Below are 15,912 nucleotides of genomic sequence, written 5' to 3'. Positions count from 1 at the left end.
TTATGAAACTCAAAGCAACCCAGGTCGAGTCGTTTTTACGTTCCCCCGATGCCAAGGCACAGTTCATCCTGATTTATGGGGAGGATGAAGGCCTTGTGCGCGAGCGGGGTGCCACACTGGCGAAAACCGTTGTCGATGACCTGAAAGACCCCTTTCGGGTCGTCGAACTTGGCCCTTCGCATTTAAAAGAAGACGGTGGGCGATTACGCGATGAAGCAGCAGCCATAAGTTTTGGTGGCGGCAGACGCGTCGTACGACTCCGTGATATCGGTGATGCCCACGCAGCCGTCGTCTCGGACTTTCTGCAACACCCCGCTGGCGACGCCTTGATTGTTTGTGAAGCAGGAAGCCTGCCTTCCCGCTCAAAGTTGCGGCAGGCCGTTGAAAAAGCCTCTAACGGCATGGCCCTGCCCTGTTATGCCGACTCGGGCCGGGACCTGGAAGGCCTGATCAAATCTGTGATGGACGAGCATCATCTTCAGGTTGAACGGGATGCAATGCGTTATCTGATTGCCAATCTTGGCAGCGACCGCATGATTTCCCGCAACGAGCTACAAAAACTTGCCCTTTATGCCTTAAATCAGCAGCAGGTAACCCTGGCTGATGCCATGGCCTGTATCGGCGATAGTTCTGCCCACCATTATGATGACGTGCTTCAATCTGTTTCTGCTGGAAATGTCGCCAATCTTGATCTTGCCCTCACCCGACTGGTCGAGGAAGGCCTTAACCCCGTTGGCGCCCTGCGCATGATGATCGGTTATTTTCAGAAATTACATTTGGTGAAGGGTCAGGTTGCCCAGGGTACATCTGTTGAACAGGCGATGAAATCCTTACGGCCGCCCCTGTTTTTCAAAGCTGCGGACCAATTTCGCGCCAATTTATCCTATTGGCCGCTACCGCATATTCAGCGGGCCTTGCAAATATTTCTTGAAGCTGAAAAAGACTGTAAAAGCGGCTTGGCAGTGCCCGAAACCCTTGCGCATCGGGCCATGATCAAGGTTACCGTTGCCCGGCAAAAACAGGGCCGTCGCTGATCACGGTTTCACAGTTGTACACCGGGCTAACGTGCATCCTTCAAACGCCCCGGTTGGTCACTATATACGTACAATCATCAGCTTTTCGTAATTTCATCCCAGGGAACGCAACTGCATCCTAGCGACACGCTATCGCATTTTCGTGCGTACGCCCCTTTTCATCATACGTAATGACAACTTCTTAAAAACTACTCCAGACGATACACAAGACCATATCTTACCCGGTCGACGTTTGCTTTGCCTGGGCCTCACGGCTTGGAGTCCAACGAGTCGGTATCTATCCGGATCAGGATATAGCGAAAATTAACAATGCTACCGGTTGGTCAAAAGCAGCCAGATTTGAACAACAAATTTGGTCTCGTCAAAAGCAATCTCAAAAAGAAATAAGGCCGGTTTTCAAAGAAAAACCGACCTTGTTGCAGTGCAGCATTTAACGTTTTGTCGTTGCAATTATCGACGCTCGTTAACCTCTTCTGCAATAACATCAGCTAAAACGTCATCGTCAACTTCTTCACGAGACATCGGAGCATCTGCTTCCGGTGCTGTTTGACGATCGCTGTCATCCTCGTCCTTGCTTAAATCAAGCATGATGCCCGACGTGTCAGCGATCGACTCCAGTTCCTTTGTAATATCTTCGTCCGCATGGTTATTTTCGTCGATATCAGCCGAGTCGTCCATGAACATCGAGTCAAATTCATTTTCGCCAGCATCCGAGGCGTCAGACATGTTAGTACCGTCCTCTGCCGTCATACTATCAGCGCGCCCATGCGTTAACCGCTGAAGAATATCATCAAGTTGTTCAAGCGTGTCATAACGTACGGTCAAACGGCCACCCGCTCCGTCAAAATCAATGCTAACCGCCAGTCCCAGCATATTGCTGAGGTCTCGTTCCAGCGACACAGTATCCGGATCCTTTTGCGGGCCGGACGCACCTTTTTCCCGCTTGGGTCGCGATGCCTTGCCACCATCGGTCTTAACCAGCTTTTCGGTCTGACGAACATTCAAACCTTTTTTAACAATCTGGGTTGCCAACTCTACAGCATTATCTGCACCTAGTAATGCCCGTGCATGCCCTGCGCTTAATACCTTGTCAGATAACATCTGTTTAATCGGCGACGGCAAAGACAAAAGCCGCAAGCTATTGGCAATGTGGCTGCGACTTTTACCCAGTGCCTGCCCCAGGGCTTCCTGGGTATGCGAAAATTCCGCCATTAACCGGTTATAACCTTCGGCCTCTTCCAGAGCCGACAAATCCTGCCGTTGCAGGTTTTCAATCAGGGCAATTTCTGCCGTTTCGCGGTCGTCAAATTCCCGTACCAGGACCGGTACTTCGTGTAACTGCGCCCGTTGAGCCGCACGCCAACGCCGTTCACCCGCGATAATTTCGTAAACTGTTGCGCCAGTCGACGATGCCCGCACCAGAATTGGCTGAATAATCCCTTTTTGCCGGATCGACGCCGCCAGATCATCAATGGCCTCGTCATCGAAATTACTGCGTGGCTGGAATGGTGATGGTGCCAGGTCACTAATCGCGACCAGCTGCGTCGTCCCGCCAGGGCCCGGATGTGCCACTTCGGACGAACCCGCAGTATTACCACCACTTACCGCCGCGCCAACTTCCTCGTCTTCTTCGCCCAATAACGCCGAAAGCCCTCGTCCCAAACCGCGTTTTTTTGCTTCACTCATGCCTTCACTCCTTCGCGTTTCAGGACTTCACTTGCCAAATTCAGATACGCCTTTGAACCGGGGCATTTAATGTCATAAACAAGAACTGGTGCCCCATGGCTGGGGGCTTCGGAAACCCGCACATTCCGTGGAATGACGGTTTTATAAACCACATCACCAAAATAATCCCGCACGTCATTGGCGACCTGAGCCGACAAATTATTGCGCTTGTCATACATGGTCAACACGATGCCCTGAATTTCCAGCTTGGGATTAAAGGCCTTTTTCACCCGTTTGATGGTCCGCACCAGATGGCTGATCCCTTCCAGCGCAAAAAATTCGCACTGCAACGGCACCAAAACGGCATCAGATGCCACCAGCGCATTAAGCGTCAACAATCCCAAAGATGGCGGACAATCGATCAATACATAATCAACGTCTTGCGGTAAACGCGACAACGATTCCTTAAGCTGCATTTCCCGGCGTTCAAAATCGACCAATTCAATCTCGGCGCCGGACAAATCCATGCCGGACGGCACAATATTCAGGCGCGGAATCGCTGTCGGTCGACGGGCTTCCATTAAGCTGGCCCCATTGATCAGCACATCATAAGAACTGATATCGCGTTCCGACGGTCGTAAGCCCAAACCGGTGCTGGCGTTGCCCTGCGGGTCAAGATCAACAATCAAAACACGCTGATCGACAGCCGCCAGCGCCGTTGCCAGATTGATGGTAGTCGTTGTTTTACCCACCCCGCCTTTCTGGTTGGCAATGGCGATAATACGAGGGCGTCTACCGCCCGTATTTACGGGCAAGTCAATCACATCTGTCATCGCTCTACTCCCTCAAGAATCATCACCACGCCCTCCGGATCAACAAGCCCCGGAAAGGTTGTTACAGAAAAACGCCATCCGGCGTCCCGCGCATCGGCCAGTTCACTTTCAAAGGCACGTCCTTTTAGCAGCACATATTTTCCGCCTGGCTTTAAATGGCGCTGACCCATTTCCAATAATTTGGGCAAAGGCGCAAAAGCCCGGGCGGTAATAATATCGGCATTTTCGGGATTTGCGGCTTCGATCCGCTCCCGAGCGACACGAGTCTTATCCAGGCATCCACAAACCCGGCAGGCCTCGGTCAAAAAGACCGTTTTTTTGGTAACGCTTTCCATCATGGTCACATGGTTTGCACCCAAAATGGACAAAACCACCCCCGGAAATCCGGCACCGGAGCCAAAATCAACAATTTTTGTATCGGGTTTTTGGGCAATATCGGCAAGATGCGGCCAAATTTGTGCCGAGTCCTGTAAATGACGTGCCCAAACGTCTTCGGCCGTGCTGGCGCCTACAATGTTAATACTCGGCTGCCACTTCACGACCAGATCGGCATAATGCTCCAGGCGAGACAGTGTTTCACGTGAAACATGAAGTTCAGTCTCAAACCATTTTTTGACAGATTCTGTGTTTGCTTGCATAAATTTCTTATAAAACCGGATTGATCACCACGCCAGCGTTGTTTTTGCCAAACATCGGTTTAATGCACTTATTTCCAAATTTTTTTGAAAAAAAAGCTGCCAATGTTTCACGTGAAACATTGGCAGCCAAAATTTATACCTAAAATCGTTTTCAATAACAGTTGATAGATAGAGAAACCTCCCTACTCCAACGGCCGTCTACACGATCAAGCAGATTTTTGATTAATCGCCTGATGACGATGCGACCGAATATGCCCTAACAAAGCGGTCACCGCCGCCGGGGTGACTCCCGGAATGCGTGATGCAGCGCCGATGGTTTCTGGCATGATCTGCTGAAGCTTCAACCTGATCTCGGTCGACAATCCACCAACCCGGTCATAATCCAGATTGCGCGGCAGGCGCAGTTCTTCGTCGCGACGAAATGCCGCCACATCCGCAGCCTGACGATCAAGATAACCTTTATACTGTGCATCGATGGCAAGCTGCTCGCGGATCGCCGGAGCAACATCACGAAGCTCCGGCCAAACGTTGGCAAGCTGATCATAGGAAATATCCGGGTATGCCAGCAGGTCAAAGGCACTACGGCGCACACCATCCTGATTAACCCTGATCCCGTGTTTGACCAGCTGATTAGGGGTTTCAGCCAAATCGCCAATCCGCTGCTTGGCCGATGCCAAGGCATCGCGTTTGTCCGTCCAGGCATTTTGACGGACCGACGCAACACAGCCAATAGCCATACCCATTCCGGTCAATCGCTGGTCGGCGTTATCGGCCCGCAACATCAAACGATATTCTGCACGGGAGGTAAACATCCGATAAGGTTCGCGCGTGCCCTGGGTCACCAGATCGTCAATCATCACACCGATATAAGCATCCGCCCGATCGAGAACAAATTGCTGCTCACCGCCATCCGCCACCAGGGCCGCATTGACCCCGGCGATCAATCCCTGCCCTGCGGCCTCTTCATAGCCCGTGGTACCGTTGATTTGCCCGGCGAAAAACAACCCGGCAACTTTCTTGGTTTCAAGGGTATGGCGTAACTCGCGCGGGTCGACAAAATCATATTCCACCGCATAACCGGGGCGGAAAATTTCGACCTTTTCCAACCCGGGGATACTGGCCAACAATGCCAGCTGAACATCCTTTGGCAGCGATGTTGAAATCCCGTTGGGATACACCGTCGGATCATCCAGCCCTTCGGGTTCAAGGAAAATCTGGTGCTCGGATTTATCGGCAAATCGAACTACCTTATCCTCGATCGACGGGCAATAGCGCGGGCCGCTGCTGCTGATCTGGCCGCTATACATGGGCGCACGATGAAGATTATCGCGAATGATCTTGTGCGTTTCTTCGGTGGTATGCGTCATATAACACGAAATCTGCGGCACCGTGATCGTGTCATTCAAGAATGAAAACGGCTCTGGCGGGTTGTCGCCAGGCTGTTCAATTAACCGCTGCCACTCAATCGTGCGGCCATCCAGACGGGCCGGTGTTCCGGTTTTTAGGCGACCCAAAGCAAATTCGTATTTGGCCAGCGTATCGGACAACCCCATAGACGGGGCATCGCCCATACGGCCCGCCGCCATGGTTTCTTCGCCAATATGAATAATGCCGCGTAAAAACGTTCCGGTCGTCAATACAACCGCCCCGGCCAGATACTGCGCTCCCTCGCCGGTTATAACGCCACCGACCCGGTTATTTTCATCAATAACCAAGTCTTCAACCGCAGCTTCAATAACCGTCAGGTTTTCCTGCTCGGCCAGAATATCCTGTACAGCATTGCGATACAGCTTACGGTCGGCCTGCGCACGCGGACCCCGTACAGCTGGCCCCTTGGAGCGATTAAGCATCCGAAACTGAATACCGGCACGGTCAATGGCACGGCCCATTATACCATCAAGCGCATCGACCTCGCGCACCATATGGCCCTTGCCCAACCCGCCAATCGCCGGGTTACAGGACATTTCGCCAATACGGTCAGCACGATGTGTGATCAGGGCGGTTTGCGCCCCCATGCGCGCGGCAGCCGCCGCGGCCTCACATCCGGCGTGGCCACCACCGACCACAATCACATCAAAACGGTTCTGTGACATCAGTTCCTCATGCCCGCAACGGGCGGTTTCTAGCGATGCAACCCCCAGGACGAATTTCCCGGATTGCTTTTACGGTCAACTTAATCGGGCATTATCCCGGCATCGGAATCGGTACTGTTTCACGTGAAACATATTCAATTAAACCTATTGCCAGATAATTATTTACCAATGCAGAAATCACCAAAGATGATATCAAGCAAATCTTCAACATCTACACGTCCGGTAATCTTTCCGATTTCCCGCACTGCCAGGCGAATATCCTCGGCAGCCAGTTCGGCAATATCGGTCCCCAAGCCCCGTTGAAGATGGGATAGCGCCTGTTCAAGGGCGCGACGATGACGCATTCGCGTCAGCGGGACAGGCCCGGCAAAATCGAGCCCCTCTTTTACGCGACTTTCCAGCAGTTGCAAGAGACTTTCCATCCCCGCTCCGGTCATAGCCGATATCGCCAAAACCGGTAGCTCCAGCGCCGCCCCTGCAGCATCCACACCAGACCATACACGTCCGGACGGCCGATCATGTAACGGGGCGGCGGCAATAACCTCCCCATCCTGATCCGCCTTGTTAATCAGAATAACGGTGTTGCAATCAAGCAACCGTGCGGCTTCGGCATCGATATTTGGCCAATCGGCACGGTCAATAACGACCAGCCTAAGATCGGCATTTTCCGCCCGCTGGGTTGCCCGGCGCACGCCTTCGGTTTCAATCGCATCGCCGGTTTCGCGCAAACCCGCCGTGTCCACCATCGTCACCGGGAACCCGCCCAGATCAAGATGGATTTCAATCGCATCGCGCGTGGTGCCGGCAATGTCAGAAACAATTGCCGCATCACGCCGGGCCAGCCGATTTAACAGGCTTGATTTTCCGGCATTGGGTGCACCAAGAATAACAATCTGAAACCCTTCACGCAGCCGCTCTCCGCGCCGGTTATCGGCCAGGTGGGCAGCAATTTCCCCGCCGATCCGATCCAGATCGCCGCGCAGCACCGCAACAATACCGTCGGGCAGATCTTCGTCGGGAAAATCAATATCGGCTTCGATATGGGCAAGGGCCCGCATCAGGCGCAAGCGCCAGTCTTCGTAAAGCTGGCCCAGTTCCCCGGCCATTTGCCGTACGGCCTGGCGACGCTGTGCCGCGGTTTCGGCATCAATCAAATCGGCAATGCCTTCGGCTTCCGTCAGGTCCATTTTACCGTTCTGAAAGGCACGGCGGCTATATTCCCCCGGCTCTGCCAATCGCAAACCGGGTTGACGGCCAAGGCATTCCAGCACACCTTCGATCACCGCCCGTCCACCATGCACATGCAGCTCCACCACATCTTCGCCCGTGAAGCTCGCCGGACCGGCAAAATACAGGGCAATGGCATCATCAAGCCGTTCACCACTTTGCGGGTCAGCGATGGGCGCATACACCGCCACACGCGGTTTGGGCGGCGTTTTACTGCCCAGCAGCGCACATAAGACTGGCAGTGATTGCGGACCCGACAGGCGTATAACCGCAACGCCTGCCCGGCCTGCACCGCTAGACAGGGCAAATATCGTATCAATCATGGGGGTAGGACCGTGCAAAACCATATTCCGTATCCTGGCAGTGTAAAAAATGGCCGCCTGTTTGGCGGCCTTTGTTAAATCTTACTGATCAGGTTGCAATTGCAATCGTTCAACCACCCGGCCTTCTATCAAATGTGTTTGAAGAATTTCCTCGATGTCATCCTGATTTTCATAGTGGTACCAGGTTCCCTGAGGATAAATCACCATTACCGGTCCCAGTTCGCAACGGTCCAGGCAACCGGCCGTGTTGACCCTGGTTTCAGGTAATCCCAGTTCCTTAACCCGAACCTTCATATAATTGCGCAGCCGGGTTGCTCCTGCAGCCTGACAACATCCACGAGGATGCCCCTCTGGCCGCTCATTTTGGCACACAAAAATATGGGACTGATAAAAATGTTCTGTATCACTCAAGTCCGGTCAATCCTTCTTCATGGGGCCACCATTGTTAAACTGGTTCCAGAATGCCTTTTGCATCTGTTCCCAGTTTTGCATTCCCTGCGGCAACCATGTTTTTAACATGGTTTCCGGGTCCATCGCCTGCAGATTGGCCTTCATCCGGTCTTCAATTTCCTTCATCAGGGCCTGCTGCATCGGCTGGACATCGGGCAATCCGAAAAATGTGCGTAACTCTTCCGGACTGCAATCGATATCAACTGAAATTTTCATAACCAAACCTCCTGACTGACCCGTTTTTATTTTATGACAATGGCCGTTTACAAAAGCTGAAAACGGCACTTTTTTGCTATTGCCAGACTTTATCCCTGGCCCATCTTCGTCGCATTTCCTTTATATGGCAATTGTGCAAAGCATTTTCCTTTCTTTTCAATAGTTTTGACCCTATTTTATGAAAATAAGAATTTGCGAATTTACCTTTTTCAATGTGGCTGTGCCCTATCGACGCCACACTGAAGGGCAACCCTGAACGCAATCAAACCAGCTTGGGACAGCATGTGATTATGGATTTTGGACGCAACAATCTGGGTCAGGAAACCAGCCCCTATCTTTTGCAACACCAGACAAATCCGGTCCATTGGCAACCATGGTCTGAACAGGTGCTTGCCGCCGCACAGGCCGCAAACAAACCCGTTTTATTATCGGTGGGTTATGCCGCCTGCCATTGGTGCCACGTTATGGCCCATGAAAGTTTCGAGGATCCCGAAATCGCCGCGCTGATGAATGATCTGTTCATCAATATCAAACTTGACCGCGAAGAACGCCCGGACCTTGATGCCCTGTATCAAAACGCACTGGCGTTACTGGGCCAACAGGGTGGCTGGCCGCTAACCATGTTTCTCACCCCCAAAGGTGAACCCTTTTGGGGCGGAACCTATTTCCCCAAGCACGCCAAATACGGACGACCGGGATTTGACGATGTTTTAAATTCCATTGCCAATATCTATAACAGCGAACCCGAAAACGTCGCCCATAACGTCAAGCAGATCAATACAGCCCTGATGCGTATGAATACGGCACGAAGTGGCGATGTCCCCCTGCTTGAAACGATTGACGAATTTGGCAAAAGCTGCCTGCAATTGATGGATCTGGAAAATGGCGGTACCAAAGGTGCTCCCAAATTCCCCCAACCCACGCTGCTGGCATTTTTATGGCGAACAGCGGCACGCACCCGCGACGAAAACCTGCAAAATGCCGTCACTCTGACGCTGGATCGCATGTCGCAGGGCGGGATTTATGACCATCTGGGCGGCGGTTATGCCCGTTATAGTGTCGATGACCAATGGCTGGTGCCGCATTTTGAAAAGATGCTCTATGACAATGCCTTGCTGATCGAAATGCTGTGCGATGCCTGGCGTGTTACTGCCAATCCGCTTTATGCCCAACGGATAGGAGAAACCATCAACTGGATCCTGCGCGAAATGCGGGTTTCCGGCGGGGCGTTTGGCGCCAGCCTTGACGCGGACAGCGAAGGCGAAGAAGGCAAATTTTATGTCTGGGACTCATCCGAAATCTCCGGTTTGTTAAACACCGCGGATGTAAACCTGTTTAATCGTTATTACGATGTTACAGAGGCAGGCAACTGGGAAGGCCACACCATCCTGAATCGCACTTCATCAGGCTTGTCACTGGCAGACCATGAAGTCGAAGCAGCCCTTTCCAATATGCGCCAAACCTTGCTTGCAACACGGGACAAACGCATCCGCCCGGGGTGGGATGACAAGGTTCTGACTGACTGGAATGCGATGGCAATTGCAGCCCTGTGCGAAGCCGCAATGACGTTTCGGCGTTCCGAATGGCTGGATTACGCCAAACTGGCCTATAATTTCATCCGAAAAACCCTTGGCAACAACGATACGTTATTGCACAGCTATCGGGCCGGCCGGGCGCAACATGCCGGTATGCTCGAAGATTATGCCCATATGATTCGCGCCGCCTTGCGACTTTTTGAAATTTCAGGTTCTGCATCCTATCTGCGCGATGCCATCAGCTGGGCCGAACAGGTGGAAAACCAGTTTGTCGACCATAAGCAAGGTGGATATTTTCAATCTGCGGCCAACAGCAACGACCTGGTCGTACGCAGCAAACCGGCTACAGATGGCGCTGTTCCCTCGGGCAATGGCATTATGGTGCAAAACCTTGCCAGACTTTATGCACTAACCGGTGACCAGCGGTATCAAACACGCGCCGAAACGACCCTGGCCTGCTTTGGTGGCCGTCTGCGTGACCAGTTTCCCTCCATGCCGGGTCTGTTGCTTGGCGCGGAAATGCTGCAAAATACAGTACAAATTGTTATTCTCGCATCTGTTGGCAGCGCAGAATTATACGCCATGCGCCGGGCAGTTTTTGCCACCTACCTGCCTAACCGGGCGCTCACAATTCTGGGCGACGAGCATGACCTTCCCCAAAACCATCCTGCTTGTGGCAAAACCCGCATAAATGGCAAGGCAACCGCCTATATTTGTCGCGGTCCCGTTTGCTCCGCCCCGATTACCGATATCGATGCACTGGGCAAGTATCTTGATGAAATTGCAAAGGGCGAAGATCCGGCCTGATAGACAGCCCCCTTTTCACCAATTAACCTTGCGACACAAAGGATAAAAACGGCATATAAAGCAATTAAACGTGGTTTTAATGCCGATATTTTCCGCCAACAGGAGCCAGAACAATGCCACAGATATCCTTCAACAGCCCTGTTGGCGCGCTGACAATTTTTGAATTTGACGATCAGATTGTGTCGCTGGACTGGGGGTTTGTCGAAGATATGGAGCCAAGCCCGGTACTTAACGAAGCAAAGTCACAAATTAACGCCTATTTCGCCCGCAAGCTGGACCGCTTTGACTTGCCACTCGCACCTGGTGGAACAGCTTTTCAGGCCGCTGTATGGGCTGCCATCTGCGAAATTCCGCTGGGGCAAACAGCCACCTATCAGGACCTCGCCCGCGCCGCAGGCTCCCCAAAGGGATTTCGCGCTGTTGGCATGGCCTGCGGTAAAAACCCTATTCCAATCGTGATTCCCTGCCATCGCGTCCTTGCCACCGGTGGCAAACCGGGCGGATATTCGGGTGACGGTGGCCTGGAAACCAAGGAAATATTGCTGAAACTTGAAGGCGTTGACTTGTACCCTGCTTCAAAAACCCGCAATCAAACAGAATTTGATCTTTGATTGGACTATACTTTTGGGCTGAAGAGAATATCTTAATTTTCAAAATAACCCGTAAAAGTCAGATATATTTTTAAAAATTGATCAAATGCATATATCTATTTTATCACAAATTTTGTGATTTTCCGGTTCCACGACAGGCGATAGCCCTTCCTTATCGGCGGGCTACGTCGCTGTCGTTATGATACCCGGCGAAAATCCAGTTTTTAAATCAGGCTTCGCCATTACTGACGTGCCAGGCACGAACGTCACGGCTGATCGCATCAAAACGGTCACTTAAGTTCTGGCTTACAGCGCGGCACGGGGTAACAACAGCTTCCGCCCAATCGACATATCCTAAAATCTGGCTTTGGTCCCAACCTAGCGGGGTGTCGGTCAACATTGCCCCGACATTCGCAATTTTATCGGCCAAACGCACCAGCTTTGCATCATTGCTCAGTTCCGGTGCCAGCTTAATTTGCATTGCCTTGCGCTCGTCGCGGGGCAATGCTTTGTCGTCGCTCACCTCCAAAACGATATTGGCAATATTTTCATTAAAGCAGGAGGCAATTTCACCGTGCGTCGCACCGCAATCCTCGATCACGTCATGCAATATGGCCGCACATAATACATCTTCGGCGGTGTCTGGTTCGCATTCGACAATTAAACGCGAAACTTCAATCGGATGATTAATATAGGGTTCCCGGGCAGGTCCCTTGCGGCGTTGATCACGATGGGCACGGGCGGCAAAATCGACAGATTTTAAAAGAAGCTGCATGTTCCTGACGGTCATTGTGAATAATTAATCACAGCGTCCCATGCCTTGGCAAAAGCTGCAAGTCCCGATCCACCCATATCCGGTTCAATACCAGCAACGATCCCCCTGCCCTGTTAAAGATGAAGCGGTAAAACGGTGAAGTATCGCCCAAATGTTTCCCGTGAAACATTTCTTGCCGACGTGAACACAAAAAAACGGAGCCCGATGAAGGCTCCGTTCTAATCTGCCTGGATCAATGTGCCAGATATTCCGACAACAACGTTTATCCGTTCATCGAATCGAAGAAATCATCGTTGTTCTTGGTCGATTTAAGTTTACCAAGCAGGAATTCCATCGCGTCCTGCGGCCCCATCGGGTTGAGGATACGGCGCAGAACCCACATTTTGGAAAGCTCGCTTTTGCCAACCAGCAATTCTTCCTTACGCGTACCCGATTTAAGGATATCAATCGCCGGGAAGATACGCTTGTCAGCCAGTTTCCGGTCAAGAATAAGTTCGGAGTTACCCGTGCCCTTGAATTCTTCAAAGATGACTTCATCCATACGCGAACCGGTATCGATCAGCGCGGTTGCGATGATGGTCAGAGAGCCACCCTCTTCGATATTACGAGCGGCACCAAAGAAGCGTTTCGGGCGCTGCAAGGCATTTGCATCGACACCACCGGTCAAAACCTTGCCTGAGCTTGGGACAACGGTGTTGTATGCACGCGCCAGACGGGTGATCGAGTCGAGCAGGATGACAACATCATGCTTGTGTTCGACCAGACGCTTGGCCTTTTCCAGCACCATTTCCGTCACCTGAACGTGACGCTGCGCCGGTTCGTCAAAGGTCGAGCTGATCACTTCGCCTTTTACCGAACGGTCCATGTCAGTCACTTCTTCCGGGCGTTCATCAATCAGAAGAACGATCAGATAGGCTTCCGGATGGTTTTCCTCGATCGCATGGGCAATATTTTGCAGCATCACGGTTTTACCGGTGCGCGGCGGTGCCACGATCAGGGCGCGCTGACCTTTACCCAATGGCGACACAAGTTCGATCACCCGGTTGGTGATGTCCCTGTTATTGCCGTCCTGGTCCAGATTGCGCTCCATTTTCAGGGGCTGATCCGGGTAAAGCGGGGTCAGGTTATCGAAATTGATGCGATGACGGACTTTTTCCGGCGCATCAAAATTGACCTTGTCGACTTTTAACAGGGCAAAATAACGTTCACCTTCCTTGGGCGAACGAATTTGTCCTTCTACAGTATCACCGGTACGCAGGCCAAATCGGCGAACCTGGCTTGGCGAGACATAAATATCATCCGGTCCAGCCAGATAGTTGGCTTCCGGGCTCCGCAAAAAGCCGAAGCCATCGGGCAATACTTCCAGGACACCCTCGCCATAAATAGCGTGGTCGTTCTCTGCAAGCTGCTTGAGAATGGCAAACATCAGCTCCTGCTTGCGCAAGGTGCTGGCATTTTCAATTTCGAGCTCTTCCGAAAGGGCAAGAAGCTCGGTCGGAGATTTAAGTTTCAGGTCCTGGAGATGCATATGTGCGTATGATGATCTGTGATTGCCGGGGAAAGGGCGAATAGGTCAGGAGGGGCGATTTTTGAGTGCAGTTTTCTATGCCGCATTAAAGAACACGACGTTAAAATACCGAAAATAAACCGCTGATTGCTTAAGGTAGGAATGTTTCGTGCAAGAGTGACGAAACATGAGAAACAGATAACGCCGATCCGACAATTAGTCAAACCGGTTTGGTCCAAACGGCCGCCGTCATTGTGATTGAGGTCACACTGGCAGGCTTTTTCAACCGCGTTCCTGCACAATTCGCAAGATTCGCGTCAATTGATCCTGATTTAATCCCGCAATACGTTCGGCCAGCAGATTGGCAAGCTCCGTCGCAGCAGGTTCAAGGCCAGCGGTATCAACTGTCACTTTGGGATGAGACAATTGCGCCAGACGCTTTATCTCATCGACTTCATCCCAAATCAAATTAAAATAACCACAAATTTGCTGAACCAGCCCCGGGCTTGGTCGACCGCGGTGCCCATGCTCCAATGCAGACAAATAGGCAGGCGACAATTGCAGCGCATTTGCCATTTCTGTCAGGGTTACATTCTGGCGCGTTCGCAATTCGCGAATGCGATTGCCAAAAGGTGTCACACGCGTCTCCGTTTCAACAAAACATAAAAGGCACCTGCCCCGCCATGCCCGATCTGCGCCTGGCTTACCGCCAATATATGCGGGCGCAGACGCGGCGCGCTTAGCCATTGCGGCAATCGTTGCCGCAACAAACCGGTCCGGCCATATTCATCGGCCCGGCTGCCTTTACCCGTAATCACCAGCACACACCGTTTATCACTACGCCAGGCGCTTTCAATAAACGCATTAAGGGCATGGTGCGCCACCTCCTGGGTCATACCATGCAAATCGATCCGACCTTCAATCGCCATGCGGCCTTTTTTGAATTTATCGGCAGTCGATTTGTCAATTCCGGCCGTTTTGCCAGTTTGCAAGTCTTCCAGGCCTTTGGCCTGGGCACCGGGTTTCCGATCGGCATCGCGGGCAGATGGCAAATTACGCGCCAAACGGGTTGCTTCGGACCGGGCAATTTCCTCGCCTAGCGAGGCGGTTGGCGGCAAAGCCGTTTCGCCCCCCGATATCGTGGCTTCTGTCCCTACTGCATCTGCAAACGCGCTGGCATCTTCATCGCTTAGCCCCTTGCGACGCGCACGCAAAGGCGCAACATCACGGGTAAAAGCCTGCCAAAGGGCTTTTTCCGACTCAGTTACGTTACGGCGCTTTCGGTGGTTCTTGCGATCTGTCATCGGCTAACATATAGCCGCATTGTTTTAAAAATGCACCGCCGGGAAACAGTAAAATCATACGAAATTGACCAAAAATCAGGTCAAAACGGCATAGATCATCAAAAAAACCGGCAGGCAGAGCCACCGGTTTTCATGATTTGATTAAATTACCCACGCGATATATGCATCAATTCCGCGCCAACTGCCCGTTTTCACAAATTAATCAGGCTGGGCAACGGGCGTCTCACCGGTATCATCAACCAGAATAATATGCAGGCGGCGCGGGCCATGCGCCCCCAACTGCAAAGTCTGTTCAATATCACCGGTACGTGATGGGCCTGTGACCCACAAAAATGTACGGGGCATTGTACCTCGACCCTGACTTTGCCGTTGCAACCCCCACACTTCTTCATAAGTGCCCACAATCTGGCTGGCGCGAATCACAACGATATGGGTATCGGGCAGCATATTAAGCGTATAGGGCTGATCCGGCCCGGATCGCAGCATCAGACTGCCGGTTTCTGCCACACCCGCAAAAGCCGGCGTCACACTCACCAGATCCAGCGGCCCGGCAACGCCAGACGATATTTCCAGCGTCGTTTTATCCCAGTCCAGCCCGGTAATAAACGAATCCGGTGCCAGGCGCACCACCGCGGGCTGGTTATGCTCGGCAAGATATCGCGAAACCTCGCCCACAATAGCCTCGCTATTTTCAATCCGGCTAACACTGGCATTCACATCCCCGGCCATTTTGACAAACAGGTCCAATTGCTGGTCATGGGGGATTTGCGCGCGGGCGGGCGTAATGTTGCGTGGCGGGTTGCCAAGCCGGGCAACAACCTCGGCCGGGGCATCCTGCGGGCTAGTATCGCGGCCCAGATTTTTGCGAATCCGCCCTAAAATGGCATTTCGCGATGACGATGATGACTGGTTCAT

Annotated in this window: 15 protein-coding genes; 3 read left to right on the top strand and 12 right to left on the bottom strand. The window is 52.3% G+C overall.

What is annotated here, in order from left to right; translation table 11 throughout:
- Positions 1–2 precede the first annotated feature (2 nt).
- Positions 3–1,034: a DNA polymerase III subunit delta gene (gene holA / locus J4E05_RS10230; RefSeq protein ID WP_349595080.1), complete on the top strand. Its 1,032-nt coding sequence runs from the start codon at positions 3–5 to the stop codon at positions 1,032–1,034.
- A gap of 450 nt (positions 1,035–1,484) precedes the next feature.
- On the opposite strand, the gene J4E05_RS10225 is transcribed toward holA, so the two are convergent.
- The 7 genes from J4E05_RS10225 to J4E05_RS10195 form a co-directional block, all read right to left on the bottom strand.
- The gene (locus J4E05_RS10225) at positions 1,485–2,720 is read right to left on the bottom strand and encodes a ParB/RepB/Spo0J family partition protein (RefSeq protein WP_349595077.1); all 1,236 of its coding nucleotides are present in this window, start codon (positions 2,718–2,720) and stop codon (positions 1,485–1,487) included.
- On the bottom strand, positions 2,717–3,532 hold the full coding sequence (locus J4E05_RS10220) for a ParA family protein (RefSeq protein ID WP_085587313.1): 816 nt from the start codon (positions 3,530–3,532) through the stop codon (positions 2,717–2,719). The genes J4E05_RS10225 and J4E05_RS10220 overlap by 4 nt, the downstream gene beginning before the upstream one ends.
- Positions 3,529–4,170, bottom strand: a complete 642-nt coding sequence (gene rsmG, locus J4E05_RS10215; protein WP_349595073.1) for a 16S rRNA (guanine(527)-N(7))-methyltransferase RsmG — start codon at positions 4,168–4,170, stop codon at positions 3,529–3,531. The genes J4E05_RS10220 and rsmG overlap by 4 nt, the downstream gene beginning before the upstream one ends.
- Positions 4,171–4,376: 206 nt before the next feature.
- On the bottom strand, positions 4,377–6,263 hold the full coding sequence (gene mnmG / locus J4E05_RS10210) for a tRNA uridine-5-carboxymethylaminomethyl(34) synthesis enzyme MnmG (protein WP_349595070.1): 1,887 nt from the start codon (positions 6,261–6,263) through the stop codon (positions 4,377–4,379).
- A 158-nt stretch (positions 6,264–6,421) separates the two neighbouring features.
- Positions 6,422–7,837: a tRNA uridine-5-carboxymethylaminomethyl(34) synthesis GTPase MnmE gene (gene mnmE / locus J4E05_RS10205; RefSeq protein WP_349595067.1), complete on the bottom strand. Its 1,416-nt coding sequence runs from the start codon at positions 7,835–7,837 to the stop codon at positions 6,422–6,424.
- A 57-nt stretch (positions 7,838–7,894) separates the two neighbouring features.
- Complete coding sequence (locus J4E05_RS10200) at positions 7,895–8,107, bottom strand: (2Fe-2S) ferredoxin domain-containing protein (RefSeq protein ID WP_349595064.1); 213 nt, start codon at positions 8,105–8,107, stop codon at positions 7,895–7,897.
- A gap of 123 nt (positions 8,108–8,230) precedes the next feature.
- Positions 8,231–8,479, bottom strand: coding sequence for a DUF6489 family protein (locus J4E05_RS10195; protein ID WP_085587317.1), 249 nt, complete (start codon positions 8,477–8,479; stop codon positions 8,231–8,233).
- A 290-nt stretch (positions 8,480–8,769) separates the two neighbouring features.
- On the opposite strand from J4E05_RS10195, the gene J4E05_RS10190 reads away from it, so the two are divergent.
- Entirely contained in the window at positions 8,770–10,821 is a 2,052-nt protein-coding gene (locus J4E05_RS10190) for a thioredoxin domain-containing protein (protein ID WP_349595061.1), read from the top strand.
- A gap of 113 nt (positions 10,822–10,934) precedes the next feature.
- Entirely contained in the window at positions 10,935–11,432 is a 498-nt protein-coding gene (locus J4E05_RS10185; RefSeq protein WP_349595059.1) for a methylated-DNA--[protein]-cysteine S-methyltransferase, read from the top strand.
- Between the two features lie 208 nt (positions 11,433–11,640).
- On the opposite strand, the gene J4E05_RS10180 is transcribed toward J4E05_RS10185, so the two are convergent.
- The 5 genes from J4E05_RS10180 to J4E05_RS10160 all read right to left on the bottom strand — a co-directional run bounded on the left by J4E05_RS10180 (position 11,641) and on the right by J4E05_RS10160 (position 15,912).
- Positions 11,641–12,186 (bottom strand): HD domain-containing protein, encoded by a 546-nt coding sequence (locus tag J4E05_RS10180; protein ID WP_349595057.1) that lies wholly within the window; start codon positions 12,184–12,186, stop codon positions 11,641–11,643.
- A gap of 262 nt (positions 12,187–12,448) precedes the next feature.
- Positions 12,449–13,714 carry a transcription termination factor Rho gene (rho, locus tag J4E05_RS10175; protein ID WP_085587320.1) on the bottom strand — a complete coding sequence of 422 codons (1,266 nt, stop codon included), beginning with the start codon at positions 13,712–13,714 and terminating at the stop codon, positions 12,449–12,451.
- Positions 13,715–13,975: 261 nt separating this feature from the next.
- Positions 13,976–14,332, bottom strand: coding sequence for a helix-turn-helix domain-containing protein (locus tag J4E05_RS10170; RefSeq protein ID WP_085587321.1), 357 nt, complete (start codon positions 14,330–14,332; stop codon positions 13,976–13,978).
- Positions 14,329–14,997 carry a Smr/MutS family protein gene (locus tag J4E05_RS10165; RefSeq protein WP_349595055.1) on the bottom strand — a complete coding sequence of 223 codons (669 nt, stop codon included), beginning with the start codon at positions 14,995–14,997 and terminating at the stop codon, positions 14,329–14,331. Before J4E05_RS10165 ends, J4E05_RS10170 begins: the two co-directional genes overlap by 4 nt.
- A 198-nt stretch (positions 14,998–15,195) precedes the next feature.
- Positions 15,196–15,912: a LutC/YkgG family protein gene (locus J4E05_RS10160; RefSeq protein ID WP_085587323.1), complete on the bottom strand. Its 717-nt coding sequence runs from the start codon at positions 15,910–15,912 to the stop codon at positions 15,196–15,198.

It is taken from the genome of Thalassospira sp. NFXS8 (assembly GCF_040148805.1).
In the GTDB taxonomy this organism is placed as follows: domain Bacteria; phylum Pseudomonadota; class Alphaproteobacteria; order Rhodospirillales; family Thalassospiraceae; genus Thalassospira.
Note: the sequence above shows the minus strand (reverse complement) of the source record. Positions and strands in the feature narration are given on the sequence as shown.

Coding starts and splice junctions, on each gene's coding strand:
- holA (WP_349595080.1), top strand. CDS start 3: ATGAAACTCAAAGCAACCCAGGTCGAGTCGTTTTTACGTTCCCCCGAT.
- J4E05_RS10225 (WP_349595077.1), bottom strand. CDS start 2,720: ATGAGTGAAGCAAAAAAACGCGGTTTGGGACGAGGGCTTTCGGCGTTA.
- J4E05_RS10220 (WP_085587313.1), bottom strand. CDS start 3,532: ATGACAGATGTGATTGACTTGCCCGTAAATACGGGCGGTAGACGCCCT.
- rsmG (WP_349595073.1), bottom strand. CDS start 4,170: ATGCAAGCAAACACAGAATCTGTCAAAAAATGGTTTGAGACTGAACTT.
- mnmG (WP_349595070.1), bottom strand. CDS start 6,263: ATGTCACAGAACCGTTTTGATGTGATTGTGGTCGGTGGTGGCCACGCC.
- mnmE (WP_349595067.1), bottom strand. CDS start 7,837: ATGGTTTTGCACGGTCCTACCCCCATGATTGATACGATATTTGCCCTG.
- J4E05_RS10200 (WP_349595064.1), bottom strand. CDS start 8,107: ATGAAGGTTCGGGTTAAGGAACTGGGATTACCTGAAACCAGGGTCAAC.
- J4E05_RS10195 (WP_085587317.1), bottom strand. CDS start 8,479: ATGAAAATTTCAGTTGATATCGATTGCAGTCCGGAAGAGTTACGCACA.
- J4E05_RS10190 (WP_349595061.1), top strand. CDS start 8,770: ATGGATTTTGGACGCAACAATCTGGGTCAGGAAACCAGCCCCTATCTT.
- J4E05_RS10185 (WP_349595059.1), top strand. CDS start 10,935: ATGCCACAGATATCCTTCAACAGCCCTGTTGGCGCGCTGACAATTTTT.
- J4E05_RS10180 (WP_349595057.1), bottom strand. CDS start 12,186: ATGCAGCTTCTTTTAAAATCTGTCGATTTTGCCGCCCGTGCCCATCGT.
- rho (WP_085587320.1), bottom strand. CDS start 13,714: ATGCATCTCCAGGACCTGAAACTTAAATCTCCGACCGAGCTTCTTGCC.
- J4E05_RS10165 (WP_349595055.1), bottom strand. CDS start 14,997: ATGACAGATCGCAAGAACCACCGAAAGCGCCGTAACGTAACTGAGTCG.
- J4E05_RS10160 (WP_085587323.1), bottom strand. CDS start 15,912: ATGAACCAGTCATCATCGTCATCGCGAAATGCCATTTTAGGGCGGATT.